The 18,257-nt window shown below is 70.4% G+C and carries 19 protein-coding genes; 3 read left to right on the top strand and 16 right to left on the bottom strand.

The window, feature by feature from the left end; translation table 11 throughout:
- Positions 1-136: 136 nt before the first annotated feature.
- The 16 genes from EV385_RS11030 to EV385_RS10955 form a co-directional block, all read right to left on the bottom strand.
- The gene (locus EV385_RS11030; RefSeq protein WP_130509389.1) at positions 137-1,360 is read right to left on the bottom strand and encodes a flagellar hook protein FlgE; all 1,224 of its coding nucleotides are present in this window, start codon (positions 1,358-1,360) and stop codon (positions 137-139) included.
- Between the two features lie 50 nt (positions 1,361-1,410).
- Positions 1,411-1,854, bottom strand: a complete 444-nt coding sequence (locus EV385_RS11025) for a flagellar hook assembly protein FlgD (RefSeq protein ID WP_130509388.1) — start codon at positions 1,852-1,854, stop codon at positions 1,411-1,413.
- 108 nt (positions 1,855-1,962) lie between these two features.
- Positions 1,963-4,098 (bottom strand): flagellar hook-length control protein FliK, encoded by a 2,136-nt coding sequence (locus EV385_RS35650; RefSeq protein ID WP_130509387.1) that lies wholly within the window; start codon positions 4,096-4,098, stop codon positions 1,963-1,965.
- Between the two features lie 29 nt (positions 4,099-4,127).
- Entirely contained in the window at positions 4,128-5,117 is a 990-nt protein-coding gene (locus tag EV385_RS11015; RefSeq protein WP_130509386.1) for a transglycosylase SLT domain-containing protein, read from the bottom strand.
- Entirely contained in the window at positions 5,114-5,788 is a 675-nt protein-coding gene (locus EV385_RS35005) for a flagellar export protein FliJ (protein ID WP_242624825.1), read from the bottom strand. The genes EV385_RS11015 and EV385_RS35005 overlap by 4 nt, the downstream gene beginning before the upstream one ends.
- Positions 5,789-5,890: 102 nt before the next feature.
- The gene (locus EV385_RS11005) at positions 5,891-7,201 is read right to left on the bottom strand and encodes a FliI/YscN family ATPase (RefSeq protein ID WP_130509385.1); all 1,311 of its coding nucleotides are present in this window, start codon (positions 7,199-7,201) and stop codon (positions 5,891-5,893) included.
- On the bottom strand, positions 7,198-7,872 hold the full coding sequence (locus EV385_RS11000) for a FliH/SctL family protein (protein WP_130509384.1): 675 nt from the start codon (positions 7,870-7,872) through the stop codon (positions 7,198-7,200). The genes EV385_RS11005 and EV385_RS11000 overlap by 4 nt, the downstream gene beginning before the upstream one ends.
- Positions 7,856-8,881: a flagellar motor switch protein FliG gene (gene fliG / locus EV385_RS10995; protein ID WP_130509383.1), complete on the bottom strand. Its 1,026-nt coding sequence runs from the start codon at positions 8,879-8,881 to the stop codon at positions 7,856-7,858. The genes EV385_RS11000 and fliG overlap by 17 nt, the downstream gene beginning before the upstream one ends.
- Before the next feature lie 29 nt (positions 8,882-8,910).
- The gene (gene fliF / locus EV385_RS10990; RefSeq protein WP_130509382.1) at positions 8,911-10,503 is read right to left on the bottom strand and encodes a flagellar basal-body MS-ring/collar protein FliF; all 1,593 of its coding nucleotides are present in this window, start codon (positions 10,501-10,503) and stop codon (positions 8,911-8,913) included.
- Between the two features lies 1 nt (position 10,504).
- Positions 10,505-10,831, bottom strand: coding sequence for a flagellar hook-basal body complex protein FliE (gene fliE, locus EV385_RS10985; protein WP_130513224.1), 327 nt, complete (start codon positions 10,829-10,831; stop codon positions 10,505-10,507).
- Positions 10,832-10,836: 5 nt separating this feature from the next.
- Positions 10,837-11,229 (bottom strand): flagellar basal body rod protein FlgC, encoded by a 393-nt coding sequence (locus tag EV385_RS10980; protein ID WP_130509381.1) that lies wholly within the window; start codon positions 11,227-11,229, stop codon positions 10,837-10,839.
- 2 nt (positions 11,230-11,231) lie between these two features.
- The gene (gene flgB / locus EV385_RS10975; protein WP_130509380.1) at positions 11,232-11,579 is read right to left on the bottom strand and encodes a flagellar basal body rod protein FlgB; all 348 of its coding nucleotides are present in this window, start codon (positions 11,577-11,579) and stop codon (positions 11,232-11,234) included.
- Positions 11,580-11,773: 194 nt separating this feature from the next.
- Positions 11,774-12,097, bottom strand: coding sequence for a hypothetical protein (locus EV385_RS10970; RefSeq protein WP_130509379.1), 324 nt, complete (start codon positions 12,095-12,097; stop codon positions 11,774-11,776).
- Positions 12,098-12,103: 6 nt separating this feature from the next.
- Entirely contained in the window at positions 12,104-12,496 is a 393-nt protein-coding gene (gene fliS, locus EV385_RS10965) for a flagellar export chaperone FliS (RefSeq protein ID WP_130509378.1), read from the bottom strand.
- A gap of 16 nt (positions 12,497-12,512) precedes the next feature.
- The gene (gene fliD / locus EV385_RS10960) at positions 12,513-14,027 is read right to left on the bottom strand and encodes a flagellar filament capping protein FliD (RefSeq protein WP_278045021.1); all 1,515 of its coding nucleotides are present in this window, start codon (positions 14,025-14,027) and stop codon (positions 12,513-12,515) included.
- 159 nt (positions 14,028-14,186) lie between these two features.
- Positions 14,187-14,987: a flagellin N-terminal helical domain-containing protein gene (locus tag EV385_RS10955; protein WP_130509376.1), complete on the bottom strand. Its 801-nt coding sequence runs from the start codon at positions 14,985-14,987 to the stop codon at positions 14,187-14,189.
- A gap of 374 nt (positions 14,988-15,361) precedes the next feature.
- Between EV385_RS10955 and EV385_RS10950 the strand changes: the two genes are divergently transcribed.
- The 3 genes from EV385_RS10950 to flgL are packed head-to-tail and all read left to right on the top strand — an operon-like array spanning position 15,362 to position 18,136.
- A complete protein-coding gene (locus EV385_RS10950; RefSeq protein ID WP_130509375.1) occupies positions 15,362-15,847 on the top strand; it encodes a flagellar protein FlgN in 486 nt (161 codons plus the stop codon).
- On the top strand, positions 15,847-17,238 hold the full coding sequence (flgK, locus tag EV385_RS10945; protein ID WP_130509374.1) for a flagellar hook-associated protein FlgK: 1,392 nt from the start codon (positions 15,847-15,849) through the stop codon (positions 17,236-17,238). The genes EV385_RS10950 and flgK overlap by 1 nt, the downstream gene beginning before the upstream one ends.
- 10 nt (positions 17,239-17,248) lie before the next feature.
- Positions 17,249-18,136 (top strand): flagellar hook-associated protein FlgL, encoded by an 888-nt coding sequence (gene flgL / locus EV385_RS10940; RefSeq protein WP_130509373.1) that lies wholly within the window; start codon positions 17,249-17,251, stop codon positions 18,134-18,136.
- The last annotated feature ends 121 nt before the right edge of the window (positions 18,137-18,257 follow it).

Raw genomic sequence — 18,257 nt, 5'->3', positions numbered from 1 at the left:
GGGTGGTGCGAATAAGGGCGTACGGGTCGCCATCCGGGTGCGAGGCGCGCGGATCGGCGGCGGCCGGGCGGGCGGTGCCCGGACACGCGGCGGCCGGGACGGGGCGAGACCCATCCCGGCCGGCACACGGTCATCGTCAGCGCTTGAGGTTGACGAGTTCCTGCAGGATCTCGTCGCTGGTGGTGATGATCCGGCTGTTCGCCTGGAAACCGCGCTGGGCGATGACCAGGTTCGTGAACTCCTGCGCCAGGTCCACGTTCGACATTTCCAGCATGCCGCTGGAGATGAGGCCGAGACCGGCGGAGCCGGCCGCGCCGACCTGGGCCAGACCCGAGTTCACCGTGCTGCGGAACATCGAGTCACCGATCTTCTCCAGACCGTTGACGTTGTTGAAGTTCGCGAGCGCCAGCTGGCCCAGCGTCTGCTTGAGACCGTTGCTGAACACACCCACGATCTGGCCGGTGTTCGACACCGTGTACGAGCTCAGGATGCCGGCCGCGGAGCCGTCCGACGCGCTCACCCGCGCCTCGGTGTTACCGCTGTAGCAGGTGAGGTCGCGGACGTCGATGGTGTAGGTGTTCGGCGCGGCGCCGAGGCTGACAGTGGTGAGCGGGACGCCCGGGAAGGCGGGATCCTCTGGCCTTCCGCTGGGGAAGGACAGCGCCTGGGTGCTGCCGTCGGGCAGCGTCATCGTCCACTCCGGCACCGTCGGGATGGCGGGGTCGCCCTTGACGGTTTCCGTCAGGGTGACGTTCATGACGCTGGACGCACCGTTGGCGTCGATCACCGGCACCGGGATCACCTTGAAGTCGCCGACATTGGCCTCGTAGGAGAGGTTGCCGGTGAGGGTGAAGCTCGTGGTCGCGGTGGGTGCCAGGCTGATGCCGATCGGCAGCTTGATGTTCCCGGGCGCGCCCGCGGTGTTGACGACACCGGCGGCGTTCGCGCTCCAGCCCTGCACGATCTGGCCGTTCGGGGTGGTCAGCGAGCCGTTGCCGTCGAAGCTGAAGGATCCCGCGCGGGTGTACAGCGACTCACCGTTGCTCTTGACGATGAAGAAGCCGTCGCCCTGGATCATCATGTCCGACGACTTGCCCGTGGTCTGCGCGGCACCCTGGCTGAAGTTGGCGCTGATGCTGGCCAGGCGCACACCGAGACCGACCTGGGCCGGGTTGGTGCCACCGGCCTGCGTCTGTGGCGCGCCGGCGGCGTTGACCATCTGCGACAGGGTGTCCTGGAAGACGGCCTGGCTGGTCTTGTAGCCGGTCGTGTTGACGTTGGCGATGTTGTTGCCGGTCACGTCCATCATCTGCTGGTGGGCGCGCAGACCGGAGATGCCGGAGAACAGGGAACGCAGCATGCGGTTGGGGTGTCCTTCCCGGTTGAGGAGAGTGGGCGGGTGGGCTGAGGTCAGCCCGCCCGGTGGACTTCCGTGACCTTGGACAGCTGCACATCCATGTTCCCGATCACGAGGACCGGTTCGCTGTCTCCGTTGAGCCGTGCCGTGCTGACGACACCCACCTGGGTGTCACCGTTGGGGTCCTTGAAGCTGACCGTCTGACCGACCAGGGCGCTGGCCCCGATCAGCTGCTGGCCCTTCAAGACGTTCTCGATCGCGCCGAGCTTCTCGACCTGGGTGAACTGCGCCGTCTGGGCCAGGAACTGGGTCGAGTCGGCGGGGTTCGACGGGTCCTGGTACTTCAGCTGCGCGACCAGGAGCTTGAGGAACGTGTCCTGGTCGGCCAGGTTCTTCCGTGAGCCGCTGTCGGTGGTCGTCTTGTTGGTGTACAGCGAGGTCGGCGTCCGGTTGACGTCGTAGTCCTTGCTGACGTAGCCGTTGATCGGCGTGGTCATGACGGCCCTCCTGGGTCGGCGTGGGTGGGGCGAAAATTCTTCGCCCGTCATCGAATTCGGCGGGGTTCCCCGGTGGCTTAGGTGCAGTTCGGGTGCGCCCGGCCGCGGTCAGGCCCGGACGTCGAGACGGCTGGTGCCGTCGGCCCGGACCGGGGCGGCGACGGGCGGTTCCGCTGCCTCCGGGCCGGCGCTCGCCCGCGTACCGCCGGGTGAGCCGCCCTCCCGCAGCGTGAACTGCTGGCGGGCCTGCTCCTGCTGGGCGGAGCCCTGCCGCAGGTCCAGGGAGCAGTTCGTGAACCCGGATTCGGTCAGCTGACGTCGCAGGTCGTCCAGGGACTGCCGGAGCGTGTCCGTGCCGGCGTCGGTCGTACCGGTCAGCTGGAGGTTGATCTCGCCGTTTCGGATCTCCGCGACCACCTGGACCGGGCCCAGGTCTGCCGGATGCAGATGGACGGTCAGGCGATGCACGCCGTCGGCGTCCAGCCGCAGCGGGGCGATCCGCAGCGCCAGCTGGGCCGCGGCCGGGACCGGCGGTGCCGGTGCGGGCGGCGCGGGCGCCTCCGCACGGGCGACCGGACCGGCCGCGGACACGGCCACGCTCACCGGGCCGGGTACGGCGGGCGGCGGACCGGACACCTCCGCGCGCGCCGCGCCCGAGGCTAGCGGCACCCCCTGGTCGGGGGCTGGACGGCCGTCCGGGTTGTCGCCGGCTTCCGACCCCGGGCGGCCGGCGGAGGCGGCCGGTGCCGGGCCGGTGGCGGGCGCCGGGGTCTCGGGGGCGTCGGGGCCTGCCGCGGTGGCGGCCCGCGCTTCGGGCGCGGCCGGGCTCGGTTCGGCGCTGGCCGCAGCCGCGGCGGCGGCGTACGGCTGAGCGTCGCTCGGCGTGGTGGTGCCCGGGGCGGCGGGTCCGCTCTGGGCGTCGGTGGGGTTCGCGGCGGCGGTCGGTCCCGCGGGCGCGACGCCGGCGGCGGTGGGTCCGGCCGGCGTGACCGGCGGGGTGGCGTCGGTGGGCGCGGTGCCCGGGGCCGGGCTGGCCGGCACCGGGGTGGCCGGGGTCCCGGGCTGGGCCGGGGTGGCCGCGGCGGCTTGCAGGCCGGGCTGGACCGCGGCGGTCAGGACCGGGCCGGTGACGGGGCTGCCCGGACCGGCGGGTGCCGGGTCGGAGCCCGTGACGGGTACGCCGGGCTGCGTCGGGGCGGCCGGGACCGGGCTGTCGGCGGTCGGGCCGTCGGCGGTCTGGCCGGTGGCGGCCGGGCCACCCGTGGCCGGGCCGGTGGTAGCCGGGCCGCCCGTGGCCGGGCCGGTGGCGGCCGGGCCGCCCGTGGCCGGGCCGGTGGCGACCTGGCCGCCCGTGGCCGGGCCGGTGGCAGGCGGCGGCGCGGCGGCGTGGTCCGGAGCCGGCGACGGCACGCCCGCTGCGGCGACCCCCACCGCGTCCCCTCCCGCTGGCACAGGCACGGTCGCGGGCTGGTCGGGGCCGGTCGCGGCCGGGTCCTCGGCGGGCGCTCCCGGCAGACCGGGCACGGCCTGCCCGAGCGCGGTACCCGGCACGGTGCTCGGCTGTGTCCGCGCCGCCGCCTCGTCCGCGACAGCGGGCGAGCCCGCGTCCGGTGCGACCGGCGGGACGTCGGCGGCGGCGGTGGTGGCGGTGACCGCCGGGCCGTCCGTCGCGCTGACCGCCTCGGTGGTGCCGGTGTGGCCGGGCCCGGTGGGCGGGACGGCCGTGACCGCGGGGTTCACCGGACCGGTCACCTGCGGCTCGGTGGTGTCCGGGTCGTCGCGACGCGCCTGGGCGGGGCGTCGGCCGGTGACTTCGGCGTACCGCTGTTCGGCGGCACGGGACTGTACCCGCCGCTGCTCCGCGCGATCCTGGGCCCGTTCGCGGGCGGCGCGGTTCTGCAGCACGCGGTCCTGGGCGGCCCGGCCGCGGTCGGCCTGCATGGCCCGGTCCTGGGCGGCCCGATCGTGGGCGGCCCGATCGTGGGCGGCCCGGTCATGGGCGGCGCGGTTCTGGGTCGCGTCCTCGTGCGCGGCGCGGTCCTGGGCGTTCCGGGTCTGCGCGGCCCGGTCCGCCGCGGCACGCTGCAGGTCGGCCGGGTCCGTACCGGCGGGCCTGCGGCTCAGCTCGGCGGAGAGCGCCGAACCGAACGCCTCCCCGCCGCCGCTGGGCGCGGCCGTGGGGCGGCGGGTGACATCGGTCGTCGCCGTGCGGTCCGTACCGACGATGGTGCTCGGCGTGCTCATCGGCAGATCTCCTCCTGTTGTCTCGATGGTCAGCCGCCCAGCGCGGCGAGCGCCTTCTGGACCTTCGGCACGTACGCCTGGGTTTCCGCGAACGGGGGGATGCCCCCGTACTTGTGCACCGCGCCGCCGCCCGCGTTGTAGGCCGCGAGGGCCAGCGGCAGCGACTTGAACTCCTTGAGGTGGTTCGCGAGCAGCTTGGCGGCGCCGTCGACGGCCTGCGCCGGGTCGAACGAGTTGCGCACGCCCAGCCCGCGGGCGGTGGCCGGCATCAGCTGCATGAGGCCCTGCGCCCCGGCGGGGCTGACTGCCTTCGGGTTGTAGCTGGATTCGACCTTGGCGACCGCGGCCAGCAGCTCCGGCGAGACGTGGTACTTCGCGCCGGCCTTCAGGAACAGGTCCGCGTACGGCACCCCGGCCAGGCCGCCGGTCTGCCGCAGCGCGGCCGGGCGGGCCGCCGCGGTGGTTGCGCCGGTCGCGGCCTCGGTGCCGAGCACCCGCCGGATGTGGGTCGGCGTCTCGTACACCGACTGGATCTTGACGTGGTCGCCGGGCTTCGGCGCCGCGATCATCTTGTTGTCGCCGAGGTAGATGGCGACGTGGTTGACGGGGGAGTTGAACGCGAGGATGTCGCCGGGCTGCGCGGCGGCGAGGTTGGCGACCTTTGTGCCCGCCTTGGCCTGCTGCCACGAGTTGCGCGGCAGTTCGATGCCGAGGTCGCGGTACGCCCGCTGCACCAGCGCGGAGCAGTCCAGCCCCTTGGCGGGGTCGGTGCTGCCGAACACGTACCGGGTGCCCAGGTACTTCTTGGCGGCCGCCACGACGTCCGCGCCGGTCGCCCCGGCGCGGGTCGTGCCGGTGTCCGTGGCGGTGTCCGTGGCGGTGGCGTTGGCCAGGGCGGAGGCGAACGCCGTGCCGCCGGTCCGGGGCGCGCTCGTGGCGGCGCCGACGGTGGCGGGTACGACCCTGAGCTGGCTGTTCAGCTCCGAGATTCGGGCCAGGACCCCGTCGATGCCCATCATGCGCGGCTCCGGTTGTCGTCGTCGGTGCTGTCGTCGGAGAGGTCGGCCGGCCGTGCAGTCTGCTGAGCGCTCAGCAGGGCCGCGCGGCGGGCGGCGAGAGTCTGGGCCGGGTCGGCCAGGTCGTACGTGGGGCGCTGGGCGGCCACCGAGTTGGCGACGGCGCGGCTGGCCGCCTCGCGGTCGGCGGCGCTGCCGTGGCCGTGGCGCAGCGGGTTGGCGCGTTCCTCGCGGAGCCCGTCGACGCCGCGGGCGGCGTTGCGGGCCTTGGCGGTGACGGCCAGCTCGTCGAGGTTCTGCTGGTCCAGTGCGAGGTCGTGCCGCCGTACGGCCTCGGCGTGCCGCTCGGCCAGCAGCTCGACGGCCCGGCGGCGCTTGGCGGCGTCGGCCAGCTCGTCCATCTTTTCCTGGGTGGCCTCTTCGGCCTCGGCGACCATCCGGTGCGCGTCGAAGAGGCCGGCCGCCAGGGACTGCCGGGCCACCAGTGAGGCGACCATGGCGCGGGCCGTGCCTTCGGTGGGTGCGTCCGAGCCGGTGAGTTCGAGGTGTCGCCGCTTGACGAGGGCCTGGGCGTGGCGGATCTCGGCCTGTGACTGAAGCACGGCGCCGCGGGCCACGTCCTCCTGCGCTTTGCGTGCGCGCAGTACTGGCGCGAGCCTAAAGAACCGGTTCACGAGGCCTCCTGGCGGGGCGGGATGGGCGTCCTCACCCCGACCTTCGGCCCGGCCCGGAAGGCGCTGAGCGCCTGCACCCGAGCTGCACCCGGTGCGGTGCGCCTACCCGGCCGGCTGCACCAGAGCGTGCAGCCCCTGCCACGCCTGTTCGGCGGTGACCCGCTCGTCGAGGCCCTGCCGCAGGAACGCGGTGATCTCCGGCCAGATGGCGGTGGCGCGGTCCGCGTCGGGGTTGGTGCCCGGCACGTATGCGCCGATCTCGACCAGTTCGCGGATCTCCCGGTGGGCCGCCATCATCCGGCGCAGCTCCGTGGCGTCGGCCCGCTGCTCCGCTGTGGTGATCTTGTTGGCGACCCGGGAGATGGAATCCAGCGCCTCGATGCTGGGGAAGTGGCCCGCGGTGGCGAGCTTACGGTCGAGCACGATGTGGCCGTCGAGGATCGAGCGGGCCGCGTCGGCGATCGGCTCGTTGTGGTCGTCGCCCTCCACCAGCACCGTGTACAGCCCCGTGATGCTGCCGCGGGCGCCCGGACCGGCGCGTTCCAGCAGCGAGGCGAGCATGGCGAAGACACTCGGCGGATAGCCGCGGGTGGCCGGGGGCTCGCCCACCGACAGCCCCACCTCGCGCTGCGCCATCGCCGCGCGGGTCACGCTGTCCATCATCAGCAGTACGTCGGCGCCCTCGTCCCGGTAGTACTCCGCGATCCGGGTGGCCACCGATCCGGCACGCAGCCGGACCAGTGGTGGCTGATCCGAGGTGGCGACGACCACCACGGACCGGGCCAGGCCCTCGTCGCCCAGGTCGTGTTCGATGAACTCGCGCACCTCCCGGCCGCGCTCACCGACCAGCGCGATGACGTTCAGCTCCGCTGCCGTACCGCGGGTGATCATCGACATGAGCGTGGACTTGCCGACACCGGAGCCGGCGAAGATGCCGATGCGCTGGCCCCTGCCGCACGGCACCAGCGTGTCGAGCACCCGGATGCCCAGCGGCATCGGTTCCGCGACCAGCTGGCGTTCCAGCGCGGACGGTGGTGCGGCGTCGATGCCGACCGGCTCACCGGTCAGCGGCGGGCCACCGTCCATCGGGCGGCCCAGGCCGTCCAGGATGCGCCCGCGCAGATCGGGGCCGACCCGGACGCGCAGCGGGCCGCCGGTGGCGACTACCGGGCTGCCGGTACCCAGCCCGGTGATCGGGCCCAACGGCAGGCAGGACAGCCGCTCGCCGTCGAGCGCGGCAACCTCCGCCAGTACGGTGTCCGCGCCCTCGCCGATGGCCAGCAGCTCGCCGACCCGGGCCTCCAGCCCGCTGACCGTGACCCGCAACCCGACCGCGCCGGTCACCTTGCCCCTGGCCTGAGGCCGGGCGGCGACCATCGCGGCGCTGAGCCGGTTACGGAACGCGTCCGTCACAGCCGTAATGCCTCCCGGGCCCGTTGCACGGCGGCGGCGATCGAGGCGTCCACCGTGGTGGCGCCGATCTCTGCGACGGCGTCACCCGGCTGCAACGCCGGGTCCGGGCGCAGGTGCACCGGCCGTCCCTCGTAGTTGTAGTCCGTGTCGGTTGCCGTGCCGACCAGAACCCGATAATCGTCGGGGTGCAGCGCCACCACGAGCCCGGGACGTTCCGGGGCGACGGACATGGCGCGGCGCAGCGCGTCGACCGCACGTCCCTGCGGGTCGGCCAGGGTGCGCCCGATGATCGCCTCGGCCAGCTCGAACGCCTGCGCGAGGATCTCCTCCTGGATGTCGTGCACGCTCGTCACGTGCCGGGTCTCCAGCTTGTCGGCGGCCCGACCGGCCGCCTCCACCGCTTGCGCCAGCGCGGCGGCGCGCCGCTGATCGAACGCCCGTTCCGCCTCGCGTGTGCGCTCCAGCGCGGCGGTCGCCTCGATCGCGGCCGCGCGCTGGCCCTGTGCCCATCCCTCGGCGTACCCGGCGGTGCGGGCCTCCTCCTTGGCCCGCTGCACCGGCGGGGTGTCGCCCGGTTCGCGGCGGCGCAGGTCCACCGCGAACCGGACGGTGGCCGCGGAGTCGGCGACCGAGCCGCGCAGGAACACCCGGTTGTCAGTCGACGAGTTCATCGGCTTCTCCACCACGCTGGATCTCGATCTGGCCGGAGTCCTCGAGCGAGCGGATCACCGACACGATCTTCTGCTGCGACTCCTCGACCATCCGCAGCTTGACCGGGCCGAGCAGGTCCATCTCCTCGAGCAGGTTCTCCCGGCCGCGCTCGGAGAGGTTGCCGGTGACCTTGTTCCTCACCAGGTCGTTGACACCCTTGAGCGCGGTGGCGAGGTCGTTGGGCTCGACCTGGCGCAGCACCAGCTGCACCGCACGGTCGTCGAGCAGGGTGATGTCCTCGAACATGAACATCCGGCGCCGGATCTCCTCGGCGATCTCCGGGTTGCGCTCTTCCAGCGCCTCCAGGATGAGCCGCTCGGTGGTGCGGTCGGCCCGGTTGATGATGTCGACCAGCGGCTGCACGCCGCCGACCGTGGAGAGCTGGTCGGGCTGCAGCACGGTGGAGAGCTTGCGCTGCAGGGCCTGCTCCACCTGCCGGATCACGTCCGGCGAGGTACGGTCCATCACCGCGATGCGGTGTGCGACGTCCGACTGCACCTCGGGCGCGAGGCCGGACAGGATCGACGAACCGAGCGCCGCCGGTACGTGCGCCAGGACCAGCGCGATGGTCTGCGGGTGCTCGTACTGCACGTACGAGAGCAGCTGGCGCGGGTCGGCATGGCTGAGGAAGTTGAACGGCATGTCCGTCATCGAGGCTTCGAGACGGTCCAGGATCAGCGCCGCCCGCTCGGGGCCGAGCGACGCCTCCAGCAGGTCCCGGGCGTACGCGAGGCCGCCGACGCCGGCGCTCTGGGTGGTGGCCATGGCGTAGAACTCGTCGATCACGTCCGTGACGACGTCGGTCTCCAGCTTGCCGAGCCGGGCGATCTCGGCGGAGAGTTCCTCCACCTCGTTCTCCCGCAGCGTGGAGAGCACCTTGCTGGAGTACTTCGTGCCCATCCGTACCAGCAGGATGGCGGCCTTGCGCAGGCCCGTCATGGACGTCGTGGTCAGTGCCGCTGTGCTCAACTCAGAATCCCCCTCTTAACCGGTTGTGGTCAGCGGCCAGCGCCCAGCCAGCCCCGAAGCAGGGCGGCGATTTCCTCGGGCTGCTGTTCGACCATCTTCTCGATCTCGCGCTGCCGTTCCTCGAGGTGCTCGTTGTGCGTCGACTCGATCGCGGGCTGCGGGATGGCGGCGTTCAGTTCGGCCAGGCGCTGCTGCTCCAGCGCGGCCTGCATGGCCTCCAGGTGGGCGATCTCGGCGGCGGTCAGCGCCTTGCGCTTCTTGATCCGCCGGCCACGCCACCACACTGCCAGCAGCAGGAGCAGGACGAGCAGGACCAGACCACCGGTCTTGAGCATCGACATCTGCTCGTCGGCCTTCTTCGCTGCCTCGATCGCCAGCATCTCCTGCTTCGCCTGGTCCGCGGCGGTGGTGTCGAACGGCATCGCGCTGACCGCGATGGTGTCGCCCCGGGTGGCGTCGACGCCGGCGGCGGCGCTGACCAGCTGCTGCACGTCGGCCGGGTTCACCAGGCCGGCGGTCTTGCTGTCCAGCAGCACCGCGACGCTGAGCCGCTTGACCGTGCCGGGCGCGCTCTTGCGGTCCTCGATGGTCTTGTTCAGCGCGTTGTTGCGGGTCTGCGCGGTGTTCTCGTACTGGCCGTTGCCGTTGTTGGCGCCGTTGGGCACCTGGATGTTGTCCGGGCCGAGCACCCCACCGGTGTTGGTGCCCGCGCCGTTGTACGCCTCCCGGCTGATGCTTTCCGCGAGCGCCGGCAGCGACGGGTCGGCCTGGTACGTCTCCTTCTTCGTCTGCGTCTGGTCGAAGTCGAGCTGCGCGTTCGTGGTCACCTTGGCGTGACCCGGGCCGACGACCGCGTCCAGCATCGTCTGCAGCGAGCTGTTGAGCCGGTTCTGGAACGTGACCGTCTGGTCGTCCGAGCCGTCCCCGCCGTTGCCCGTGCCGATCGCGGTGCCGTTACCGGTGGACAGCATCCGGCCGTTGGCGTCGGCCACGGTGACCTGCTCCGGCTGCAGACCCTCCACACTGGAGGCGACCAGGTGCACGACCGACTGCACCTGCTGGTTGTTCAGCTGGTCGTTCGCCTTCGAGGTGACCAGGACCGAAGCGGTCGGCTTCTTCTGGTCGTCGGCGAAGACGTCCTTCTGCGGGATGACCAGGTGCACGGTGGCGGCCTGCACCCCGTCGATGCTCTTGATGGTGTTGGCGAGTTCGCCTTCCAGCGCCCGCTGGTAGCCCACGTGCTGCATGAAGTCGCTCGTGGTCACGCCCTGCTTGTCCAGCAACGCGTATCCGGTGTCGGACTCACCGGGCAGGCCCTCGCCGGACAGCTGCAGCCGCAGGTCGTACACCTGCTCCTTGGGGACCAGGATGGTCTGGCCACTGTTGGCCAGCTCGTACGGCGTGCCGGACTTCTGCAGCGTCTCGACGATCGCGCTGGCGTCCTTGGCGGACAGGTTGTTGAACAACGTCGCGTACGTCGGCTTGGCGGCCCACGTGGCGAAGAAGTAGCCACCGATCGCGAGTGCGAGCACCGCGACGATCGTGACGGACTTCTGGCCAGGCGTGAACGCCTTGAAACCGTCGGTGACTTTGCGTACGGGCGCGGGAAGGCGGTTAATCATGTCAGGCCTGCATCCTCATGATTTCCTGGAAGGCCTCGACGGCCTTGTTCCGGATCGCCACGGTCAGTTGCATGGCCAGCGCAGCATCGTTCGCGGCCATCGTGTACTGCGCGGGGTCGCTCAACGTGCCGTTGGCGACCTGTACCGCCAGGTCGTTCGCCTTGTTCTGGGAGGCCTGCACGCTTTCCAGGCCGTTGGCCAGCATTCCGGCGAAGTCCGAGTTCGGGCCGGTGACGGCGGGAGTGCCGGAGGCGGCCGAGAGGCCGTCGATCCCGGAGATACCGCCGACGCCGGAAACGGCGCTGATCGCATCGATCGGAGAGGTCATGGTCGTCACTTCCCGAGGTTGATGGCGGCGGCGTACGAGTCACGGGCGCGGTCCACCACGGCGAGGTTCGCCTGGTACGAGCGCTGCGCCATGATCATCTGGGCCATCTGGCTGCCGAGGTCGATGTCCGGGCGGCGGACGTAGCCCTCGGTGTCGGCCAGCGGGTTGTCCGGGTCGTATTCGAGCTTGCCCTCGGCACTGCCCAGGGCGATGCCGCCGACCTGGGCGCCGTTGCCGTCCTGCGCCTCCTGGGCGATGACGTACCGGGCCTGGAAGGCGTTCTCGGAGGTCCGCTTGACCGTGTCGATGTTCGCGATGTTGTCGGAGATCGCGTCGAGCCACTTGCGGTAGACCGTGACGCCGGTGCCGGCCACGCCGATCGCGTTGAAGATGCTCATGATCAGACCCCCCGGATCGCGTCGCGCAGCAGGTTGTGCTTGAACTCCACGGCACGCAGGGTGAGCTGGTAGCGCATCGTCGTGTCGATGTGCGACAGCGTCTCCTCGTCGAGGTTGACGTTGTTCCCGTTGAGCCGGGTGGGCTCCAGTGAGCGCTGCACGCTCGGGGTCACCGACTCCGGCGACCGGCCGGCGGCGACGGCGCCGCTCAATGCCTCTTCGAACTTGACCTTGCGGGCGTGGTAGCCCGGGGTCTCGATGTTCGCGATGTTGTCCGCGATGGCGCTCTGGCGGGCGGCCAGGCCGGCCACGGCCACACGCAGCGCGGATGACGACACGTCGTCGAACACGGCAACAACTCCTTTCGTCACCTACCTGGTTGCCGCCGGTCCGTGGCGTGTCGCTGAGCTATCCGTGCTCGTACTCCGCTTCGGCGTACTCGCTCATCCACTGAGCCGGAAACGGTTGCCGTGGAGTTGCATGCAAAAAACCCGGTAGCCCCGCGTCTGCGGGGCTACCGGGATTGACGGTTCTTACGTTGTGGTCACATGGCGCAGTCGACGTACGACGGGATCGCCTTGCCGGGCGTACCGACCTCGACCTTGGCCGCGAAGGCGGTCTGCCGCCGGTTGGCGGTGATCGCCAGCGCAGCCGCCTTCGCCGCTTCCATCTGGCGGGCCAGGATTTCCTCCGCGCGCGAGCGCAGGTCCTGCGGGATCGGGCCGATACCTCGCGGTGGCGCCCACGGCGTGGCCTCCGGCAGGTCCCGGATGCGGTGCTCCTCCTTGATCATCTCCTCGATGACCTCGACGTTCGCCTCCAGCTCGTCCAGGGCGCCGATCCAGGCGTCGCGCCAGTCGCCGGTCATCGGCGCTCAGCTCCCGGTGGACGCGGTGGCCAGCGCCGCCTCGCGCCACGTGTCGCGCAGCGGCTCCATCAGCTCGCGGCACTGCCGCACCTTGACCGGATCACCCTTGACGTTCGCGGTGACCAGCTCGGTCATCACGAAAGCGTAGATCGCGGCCAGATCGGCGGCGCCGTCCCACACGTCCGGTTTCAACGAGGTCTGCAATTCCAGGACGATGTCCTGGGCGTGCAGCAGGTTGGTCCGGGCGTCCTCCCGGTCGCCGTCGAGCAGGGCCTGTTCGCCCCGCGTCAGGTCCAGTACGAGCCGGTCGTAGAGCATCACCAGCAGCTTGGCGGGGGATGCGGTGGCGATGGAGTCGGCGAGGTATCGCTCGCGCATGGCGGGTGAGGCAGAGGTCATTGAGGCGCTCATTTCATCAACCGAGGCTGGAGATCTGGCTGGCGAGCCAGTTGGACTGCTGGTGCAGGCTGTTGAGTGCGGTTTCCATGGCGGAGAACTGGCGTTCCAGGTTCAGGCGGCGCAGCGCCAGGCGGTCGTCCCAGCTGCTGATCTGGTCGTTGAGGTCGCTGATGGTGTCGTTGCGGTGCTGGATCAGGCCCTGCAGCGTGCCCTGCTTGACCTTGCTGGCCGGGTCACCGGGGCGGATGACGCCCTCGGTCGCCAGCAGCGAGAGTGTCTCCAGCTTGCGGCCGAGCCCGCGGGCGACGTCGTAGTCGGGCTGGAACTTGCCCTCCGTGCCCAGACCGCCCGGGTTGGCGGCCGTCTTGGAGTCCGTCTCGGTGTACGAGTCGAAGTAGCGAGCGGTCTTCTCCGGGTCCTTGGCCAGCTCGGCGACGAACTTGGTCTTGTCGAACTTGACCGTGCCGTCGCGGGTCAGCGAGATGCCGATGTCCGCGAAGCTGCTGAGCGCGCCGGGCTGGAGCGGGTCGACGCCGGTCACCCCGGTGGCCACGGCGCTCAGCAGGTCCTGCTTCAGACCGCGCAGCGTCGAGTCGCCGGCCAGCGGGGCGGCCGCTGTGGTGTCGGTCTTTCCCTTGCTCTGGTTGTTGATCTCGGTCAGCGCCGCGTTCAGGCTGTCGACCAGGGACTGCACCTTCGCCGCGACGGCGTCGGCGTCGGGGGTGATGCCAACCGTCACCGGCGCGTCGGCGGCGGCCTGCTTCCGGGTGGCCGTGATGGTCACCCCGGGCAGCACGTCGGCGAAGGTGTTGGACGACGAGCTGATCGTGTACGACGACGAGAGCGGGTTGCCGAAGGCGTCGACCGTGTCCTCACCGATCCGGATCTGGGCGTCGGAGCCCAGCACGGTGGTGGTCGCGGCGCCCAGCGCGAGACCGGTGGGCAGCTTGCTGTCGTCGAACGCGGCGGAGGCGCCGCTCGTCTTGGCGGTCAGTTGCAGCGTGTACTGGCCGGAGCCGATCTGCACGACGGACGCCTTGTACACCGCCAGCGGCTCGGCGTTGATCGCCGCCGCGACGTCGCGCAGCGACCCGCTCGCCGGGGACAACGTCTTGGTGACGTTGGCGGGGTCGGCGGGGTCGGCGATCGCGATGTCCAGCGGGTTGCCGTCCGTGACCACGTCGGTGGGGGAGGCGACCGTCATGTTCGAGAACGTCATGACGTGGGTGGTCGCGACGGACTCGACCCGGAAGCTCAGCGACCCCGCGGACGCCCCGGCCTGCGCGGTGACGACCGCAGCGTCGGAGCTGCTGCTGGTCTTCATCGCGCCCCAGGTGTCGGCGGTGCCGAGCGCCTTCGCGGCGGTCGCCAGGGCGGCCATCTTGGTGTTGATGGCCTGGTAGGCGCTGACCGCCTTGTTCTGGGTCGTGACCTTGTTCCTGAGCTGGGTCTGCGGGAGCGCCTCGGCCTGCATCAACTTATTGATGATGTCTGAGGTGTTCAATCCCGAGCCGAGACCATCAACGGTCATGGCCATCCCGGCGTTCCCCCTTCACTGGCTGCCCGCTGTGCGGGTATGAAACGGGCGGTCGGCGTCATCGCCGACCGCCCGTCTGTTCGGTTGTCTATTCAATTGGCTGAGCTTTTCAGCTCGGTGAGGCCGTCACTATCCGGTTGTACTGAACCGAGATCAGCGGAGCAGGGAGAGCACGCCCTGCGACGCCTGGTTCGCCTGCGCCAGCATCGCGGTGCCGGCCTGGGACAGGATCTGCGAGCGGGTGAAGCCCATCATCTCCTGCGCCATGTCGGTGTCCCGGATCCGGGACTCGGACGCCGACAGGTTCTCGATCGCGACGTTGACCGAGTTCACGGTGTGCTCGAACCGGTTCTGCAGAGCACCGAGCCCGGCCCGCTGGGTCGAGACCTCGGTGATGGCAGCCTGGATCGTGTCGCTGTCCGTGATGTCGACCGCGCCGTACGCCGCGCCCGCCGTGAAGTCGTTCAGCTCGCTGTTCGCACCGACGTCGATCGTGTCGGCGCTGCCGAAGCCGACCTGGAAGGTCATGGTGGTGCCGGCGAACAGCTGGACACCGTTGAACTTCGTGTTGGTCTGGATCCGGGCGATCTCGGTCGTCAGGGCGTCGAACTCGCCCTGCAGAGCGGCCTGCGAGTCGGTGTTCTGCGCGCCGCTGTTGTACTGCACGGCCAGGTCGTTCATGCGCTGCAGCATGCTGTGGACCTCGGTGAGGGCACCCTCAGCGGTCTGCACGACGCTGATGCCGTCCTGGGCGTTGCGGGCGCCGACCTTGAGGCCGCCGATCTGGCCCCGCAGGCCCTCGCTGATGGCGAGACCCGCGGCGTCGTCGGCCGCCCGGTTGATCCGGAAACCCGACGACAGCTTCTCGAGCGCCTTGCCCATCTGGCCGTCGGTGACGGACAGGTTGCGGTAGGCGTTCTGAGCAGCGATGTTCTGGTTGATGCGCAGACCCATGGAAGTTCCTCCTTGAGTGGGGTCCTGGTCGACTCATCCGTGAGCCGTTTGACTTACGCCCTCATTATTCGGCCGTCCCCCGACGATCATGAGGACAGTGCAGAGAATTTCTGGAACTTTCCAGAGCCGCGCTTGCGCCTCGCTTGAGCCGGCCCTGACCTCCGCAACTAGGCGCGCCCGCTGCGGATACCTCTTATATGCAAAACGCGATTTCACGCCTCCGCCAACGGAGCGGAAATCGTCTGACCGCCCGATCGACGGGGAACCCTCAGTCGTGCCGGGAACATGCCGACCATTGCGTGTGAACGGGAAAACGGCCGGCGTGGCCTGCCCCGTACGAGCCGAGTCCCGACCCGAGAGTGAGGAGCCCGCGGGTGAGCCTGACAGACCTTTCCAGCGTGCTGTGGCGTTCGCGTGAACTGTTGGAACTGTTGCTGTTCAAGCTCGAGGAGGAGCAGCTGATCCTCGCCGCGGGCCGCACGCGCTGGTTGCCGCATGCCACCCGCGAGGTGGAGGTGGTGCTGGACCAGATCCGGCAGACCGAGGTGGCCCGGGCCGCCTACTCGCAGGGCGTCGCGGTCGATCTGGGCCTGGCGCCGGAGGCGTCGCTCGGCGAACTGGCCGACGCCGCCCCGGAACCCTGGTCGGACCTGCTGCATCAGCACCGCAAGGCGTTCCTGACGCTGACCGCCGAGATCAACGGCATGGCGAGCGCCAACCGTGAGCTGCTCACCGCGGGCCAGCGCGCGGTGCGCGACACCATGCACGCGATCTCGGGCAACGTGGAGACCTACGGCCGGCAGGGCCAAACCGTCGTCGGCGGGACCCGCCGCCCGAGCCTGGTAGATGAGGCGATCTGATGTCGAGTTCATTCGGTTCCCTGAGCATCGCCCTGAGCGGCCTGTACGCCAACCGGCGCGGGCTGGACGTGTCCGGCCAGAACATCGCGAACGTGAACACCGAGGGATACTCCCGGCAGCGCGTACAGATGCAGTCGGTGGTCGGCGGGAGCGCGGCCGCCATGTACGCCCGATCCGACGGACTCGGCGACGGCGTCGAAGTGACCAGCGTGCAGCGTCTGCGCAGCCAGTTCCTGGAGGAGCGGGGCCGCTCCGAGCACGCCATCGGCTCCTACCTGACCACCACGGCCGCGATCTACAACTCGATCGAGGACACGTTCGCCGAGCCGAGCGACACCGCGATGCAGGCGCAGTTGCACGACATGTGGGCCAGCTGGGCCGACGTGGCCAACGCGCCGGACGACCTCGCGGCCCGCTCCGCGCTGCTGCAGAAGAGCGCGACCGTGGCCGACGGACTGCGCAACGCCCACGGCGCGCTGGCCTCGCAGTGGGAGGACATGCGTGGTCAGGTGGACGCGTTCGCCGCCGAGATCAACCAGACCGCGACCGCGATCGCGGACCTGAACAAGAACATCGTGCTGGCCAGGGCGTCCGGGGCGACGGTCAACGAGCTTGAGGACCAGCGCGACCTGCACGTCATGCACCTGGCCGAGATGGTCGGGGCGACCGCCTACCAGCGCCAGAACGGCGCGGTGGACGTCCTGGTCGGTGGCTCGCCCCTGGTCAGCGAGTTCAACGCGCGCAGCCTCGAGGTGACCGGCGCGCAGCGGCTCCAGGACCAGGGTGTCGACCCCGTGCAGCTGCGGTGGACGGACGCGCCTGCGGTGAGCCCCATCGCCGGCGGCAAGATGGGTGCGATGCTCGACGCGCTCACCACCATCATCCCGGACCTCTCCGCAGACCTCGACAACGTCGCCAAGACGCTCATCGACACGGTCAACGCCGCGCACACCCCGGCGTTCGGCCTGGACGGAGTCAACGGCCGGCCTTTCTTCAGCGGCACCGTCGCGTCCGACATCGCGGTCGACATCCCCATGGACAAGCCGACCTGGGTCGGGGCCGCACCGACCGCCGGCACGTTCGACGGCACGGTGGCCGACCTGTTGTCGCGCACCGGCGCGACGAGCACCGGCCCGGACACGGTGTACCAGAACATGATCGCCGAACTGGGTGTGGCGTCTCAGACGCTCGGCCGCCGTGCCGATATCCAAGGCAACATCACCCTGCAGATCGACTCGGCGCGGGAGGCGGAGGCGGGCGTCAACCTCGACGAGGAGATGACGAACCTGCTGACGTACCAGCGCGGGTACGAGGCGGCCTCCCGGGTGCTGACCACGATCGACCAGATGCTTGACCAGCTGATCAACCGCACCGGCCTGGTCGGAAGGTAGGTAGGACGACATGCCTCAGATAAGGGTCACCGAGGGCAGCATCACCACCCGGGTGATGGCCAACCTGCAGCGCAACGTCGCCCGCAGTGGCAAGCTCCAGGAGCAGCTGTCCAGCGGCAAGCTGATCAGCCGGCCGTCCGACTCGCCGAGCGGCACGCTCTCGTCGATGCAGCTGCGTGGCGAGGCGCGGGTCAACGAGCAGTACTCCCGCAACGCCGACGACGGCCTGGGCTGGCTCGGTACGGTCGACAACATCCTCACCACGTCGCTGACCCAGCTGAACCGGGTGCGGGAACTCGGCATCCAGAGCCAGAACGGCGCCGCCTCGCAGGAATCGCGCGAGGCGCTGGCGGTCGAGGTGGAGAACATCCGGGACGGCCTGATCGGCGTCGCGAACACCACCTACCTCGGACGGCCGGTGTTCGGCGGCACCACCACGCTGCCTGCCGCGTACGACAGCACCGGGGTCTACCTCGGTGACACCGGCGACGTGATGCGCACGATCGGCAACGGCTCCCAGGTACGGGTCGGCGAAGTCGGTCCGAACGTCTTTGGTACCGGTCCGGACCAGCTCTTCACGGTGCTGTCGGACATCGCCACGAGCCTGCGCGCCAACAACACACCGGCGTTGCAGGCCAGCATGGACAAGCTGAACGCCTCCGGCGACCTCATCAAGTCGACCCTGGCGGATGTGGGTGCCCGGTACAACCGGGTGTCGCAGGCGAAGGACACCGCGCAGAGGCGAGTGGACGCGCTGAAGAACCAGGTCTCGGACATCGAGGACGTCGACCTGCCCAAGACGATCATGGAGATGCAGCTGCAGCAGACCGCGTACCAGTCGGCGCTGGCCGCGACTGCCAAGGTCATCCAGCCATCGCTGCTGGACTACTTGCGGTAGACGTGATCGACGACGGCCCCCGGGGGATCCCCCGGGGGCCGTCGTCGTTTCCGAAACGAGCACAACAATGCCGGTGACTAGCGGAAACCGCCCGTTCCAGAGATCGGAAGCCGATAGAATC

The sequence above is a fragment of the Krasilnikovia cinnamomea genome, assembly GCF_004217545.1.
GTDB lineage: Bacteria > Actinomycetota > Actinomycetes > Mycobacteriales > Micromonosporaceae > Actinoplanes > Actinoplanes cinnamomeus.
Note: the sequence above shows the minus strand (reverse complement) of the source record. Positions and strands in the feature narration are given on the sequence as shown.

Bases quoted from the DNA above. Each gene is read 5' to 3' on its own strand.
- fliD (WP_278045021.1), bottom strand. From the start codon at position 14,027: ATGACCGTTGATGGTCTCGGCTCGGGATTGAACACCTCAGACATCATC.
- EV385_RS11015 (WP_130509386.1), bottom strand. From the start codon at position 5,117: ATGATGGGCATCGACGGGGTCCTGGCCCGAATCTCGGAGCTGAACAGC.
- EV385_RS11030 (WP_130509389.1), bottom strand. From the start codon at position 1,360: ATGCTGCGTTCCCTGTTCTCCGGCATCTCCGGTCTGCGCGCCCACCAG.
- fliE (WP_130513224.1), bottom strand. From the start codon at position 10,831: ATGACCTCTCCGATCGATGCGATCAGCGCCGTTTCCGGCGTCGGCGGT.
- fliS (WP_130509378.1), bottom strand. From the start codon at position 12,496: ATGACCTCTGCCTCACCCGCCATGCGCGAGCGATACCTCGCCGACTCC.
- EV385_RS10980 (WP_130509381.1), bottom strand. From the start codon at position 11,229: ATGAGCATCTTCAACGCGATCGGCGTGGCCGGCACCGGCGTCACGGTC.
- EV385_RS10970 (WP_130509379.1), bottom strand. From the start codon at position 12,097: ATGACCGGCGACTGGCGCGACGCCTGGATCGGCGCCCTGGACGAGCTG.
- fliF (WP_130509382.1), bottom strand. From the start codon at position 10,503: ATGATTAACCGCCTTCCCGCGCCCGTACGCAAAGTCACCGACGGTTTC.
- flgL (WP_130509373.1), top strand. From the start codon at position 17,249: ATGCCTCAGATAAGGGTCACCGAGGGCAGCATCACCACCCGGGTGATG.
- EV385_RS11025 (WP_130509388.1), bottom strand. From the start codon at position 1,854: ATGACCACGCCGATCAACGGCTACGTCAGCAAGGACTACGACGTCAAC.
- flgK (WP_130509374.1), top strand. From the start codon at position 15,847: ATGTCGAGTTCATTCGGTTCCCTGAGCATCGCCCTGAGCGGCCTGTAC.
- EV385_RS11000 (WP_130509384.1), bottom strand. From the start codon at position 7,872: ATGAACTCGTCGACTGACAACCGGGTGTTCCTGCGCGGCTCGGTCGCC.
- EV385_RS10955 (WP_130509376.1), bottom strand. From the start codon at position 14,987: ATGGGTCTGCGCATCAACCAGAACATCGCTGCTCAGAACGCCTACCGC.
- EV385_RS35650 (WP_130509387.1), bottom strand. From the start codon at position 4,098: ATGAGCACGCCGAGCACCATCGTCGGTACGGACCGCACGGCGACGACC.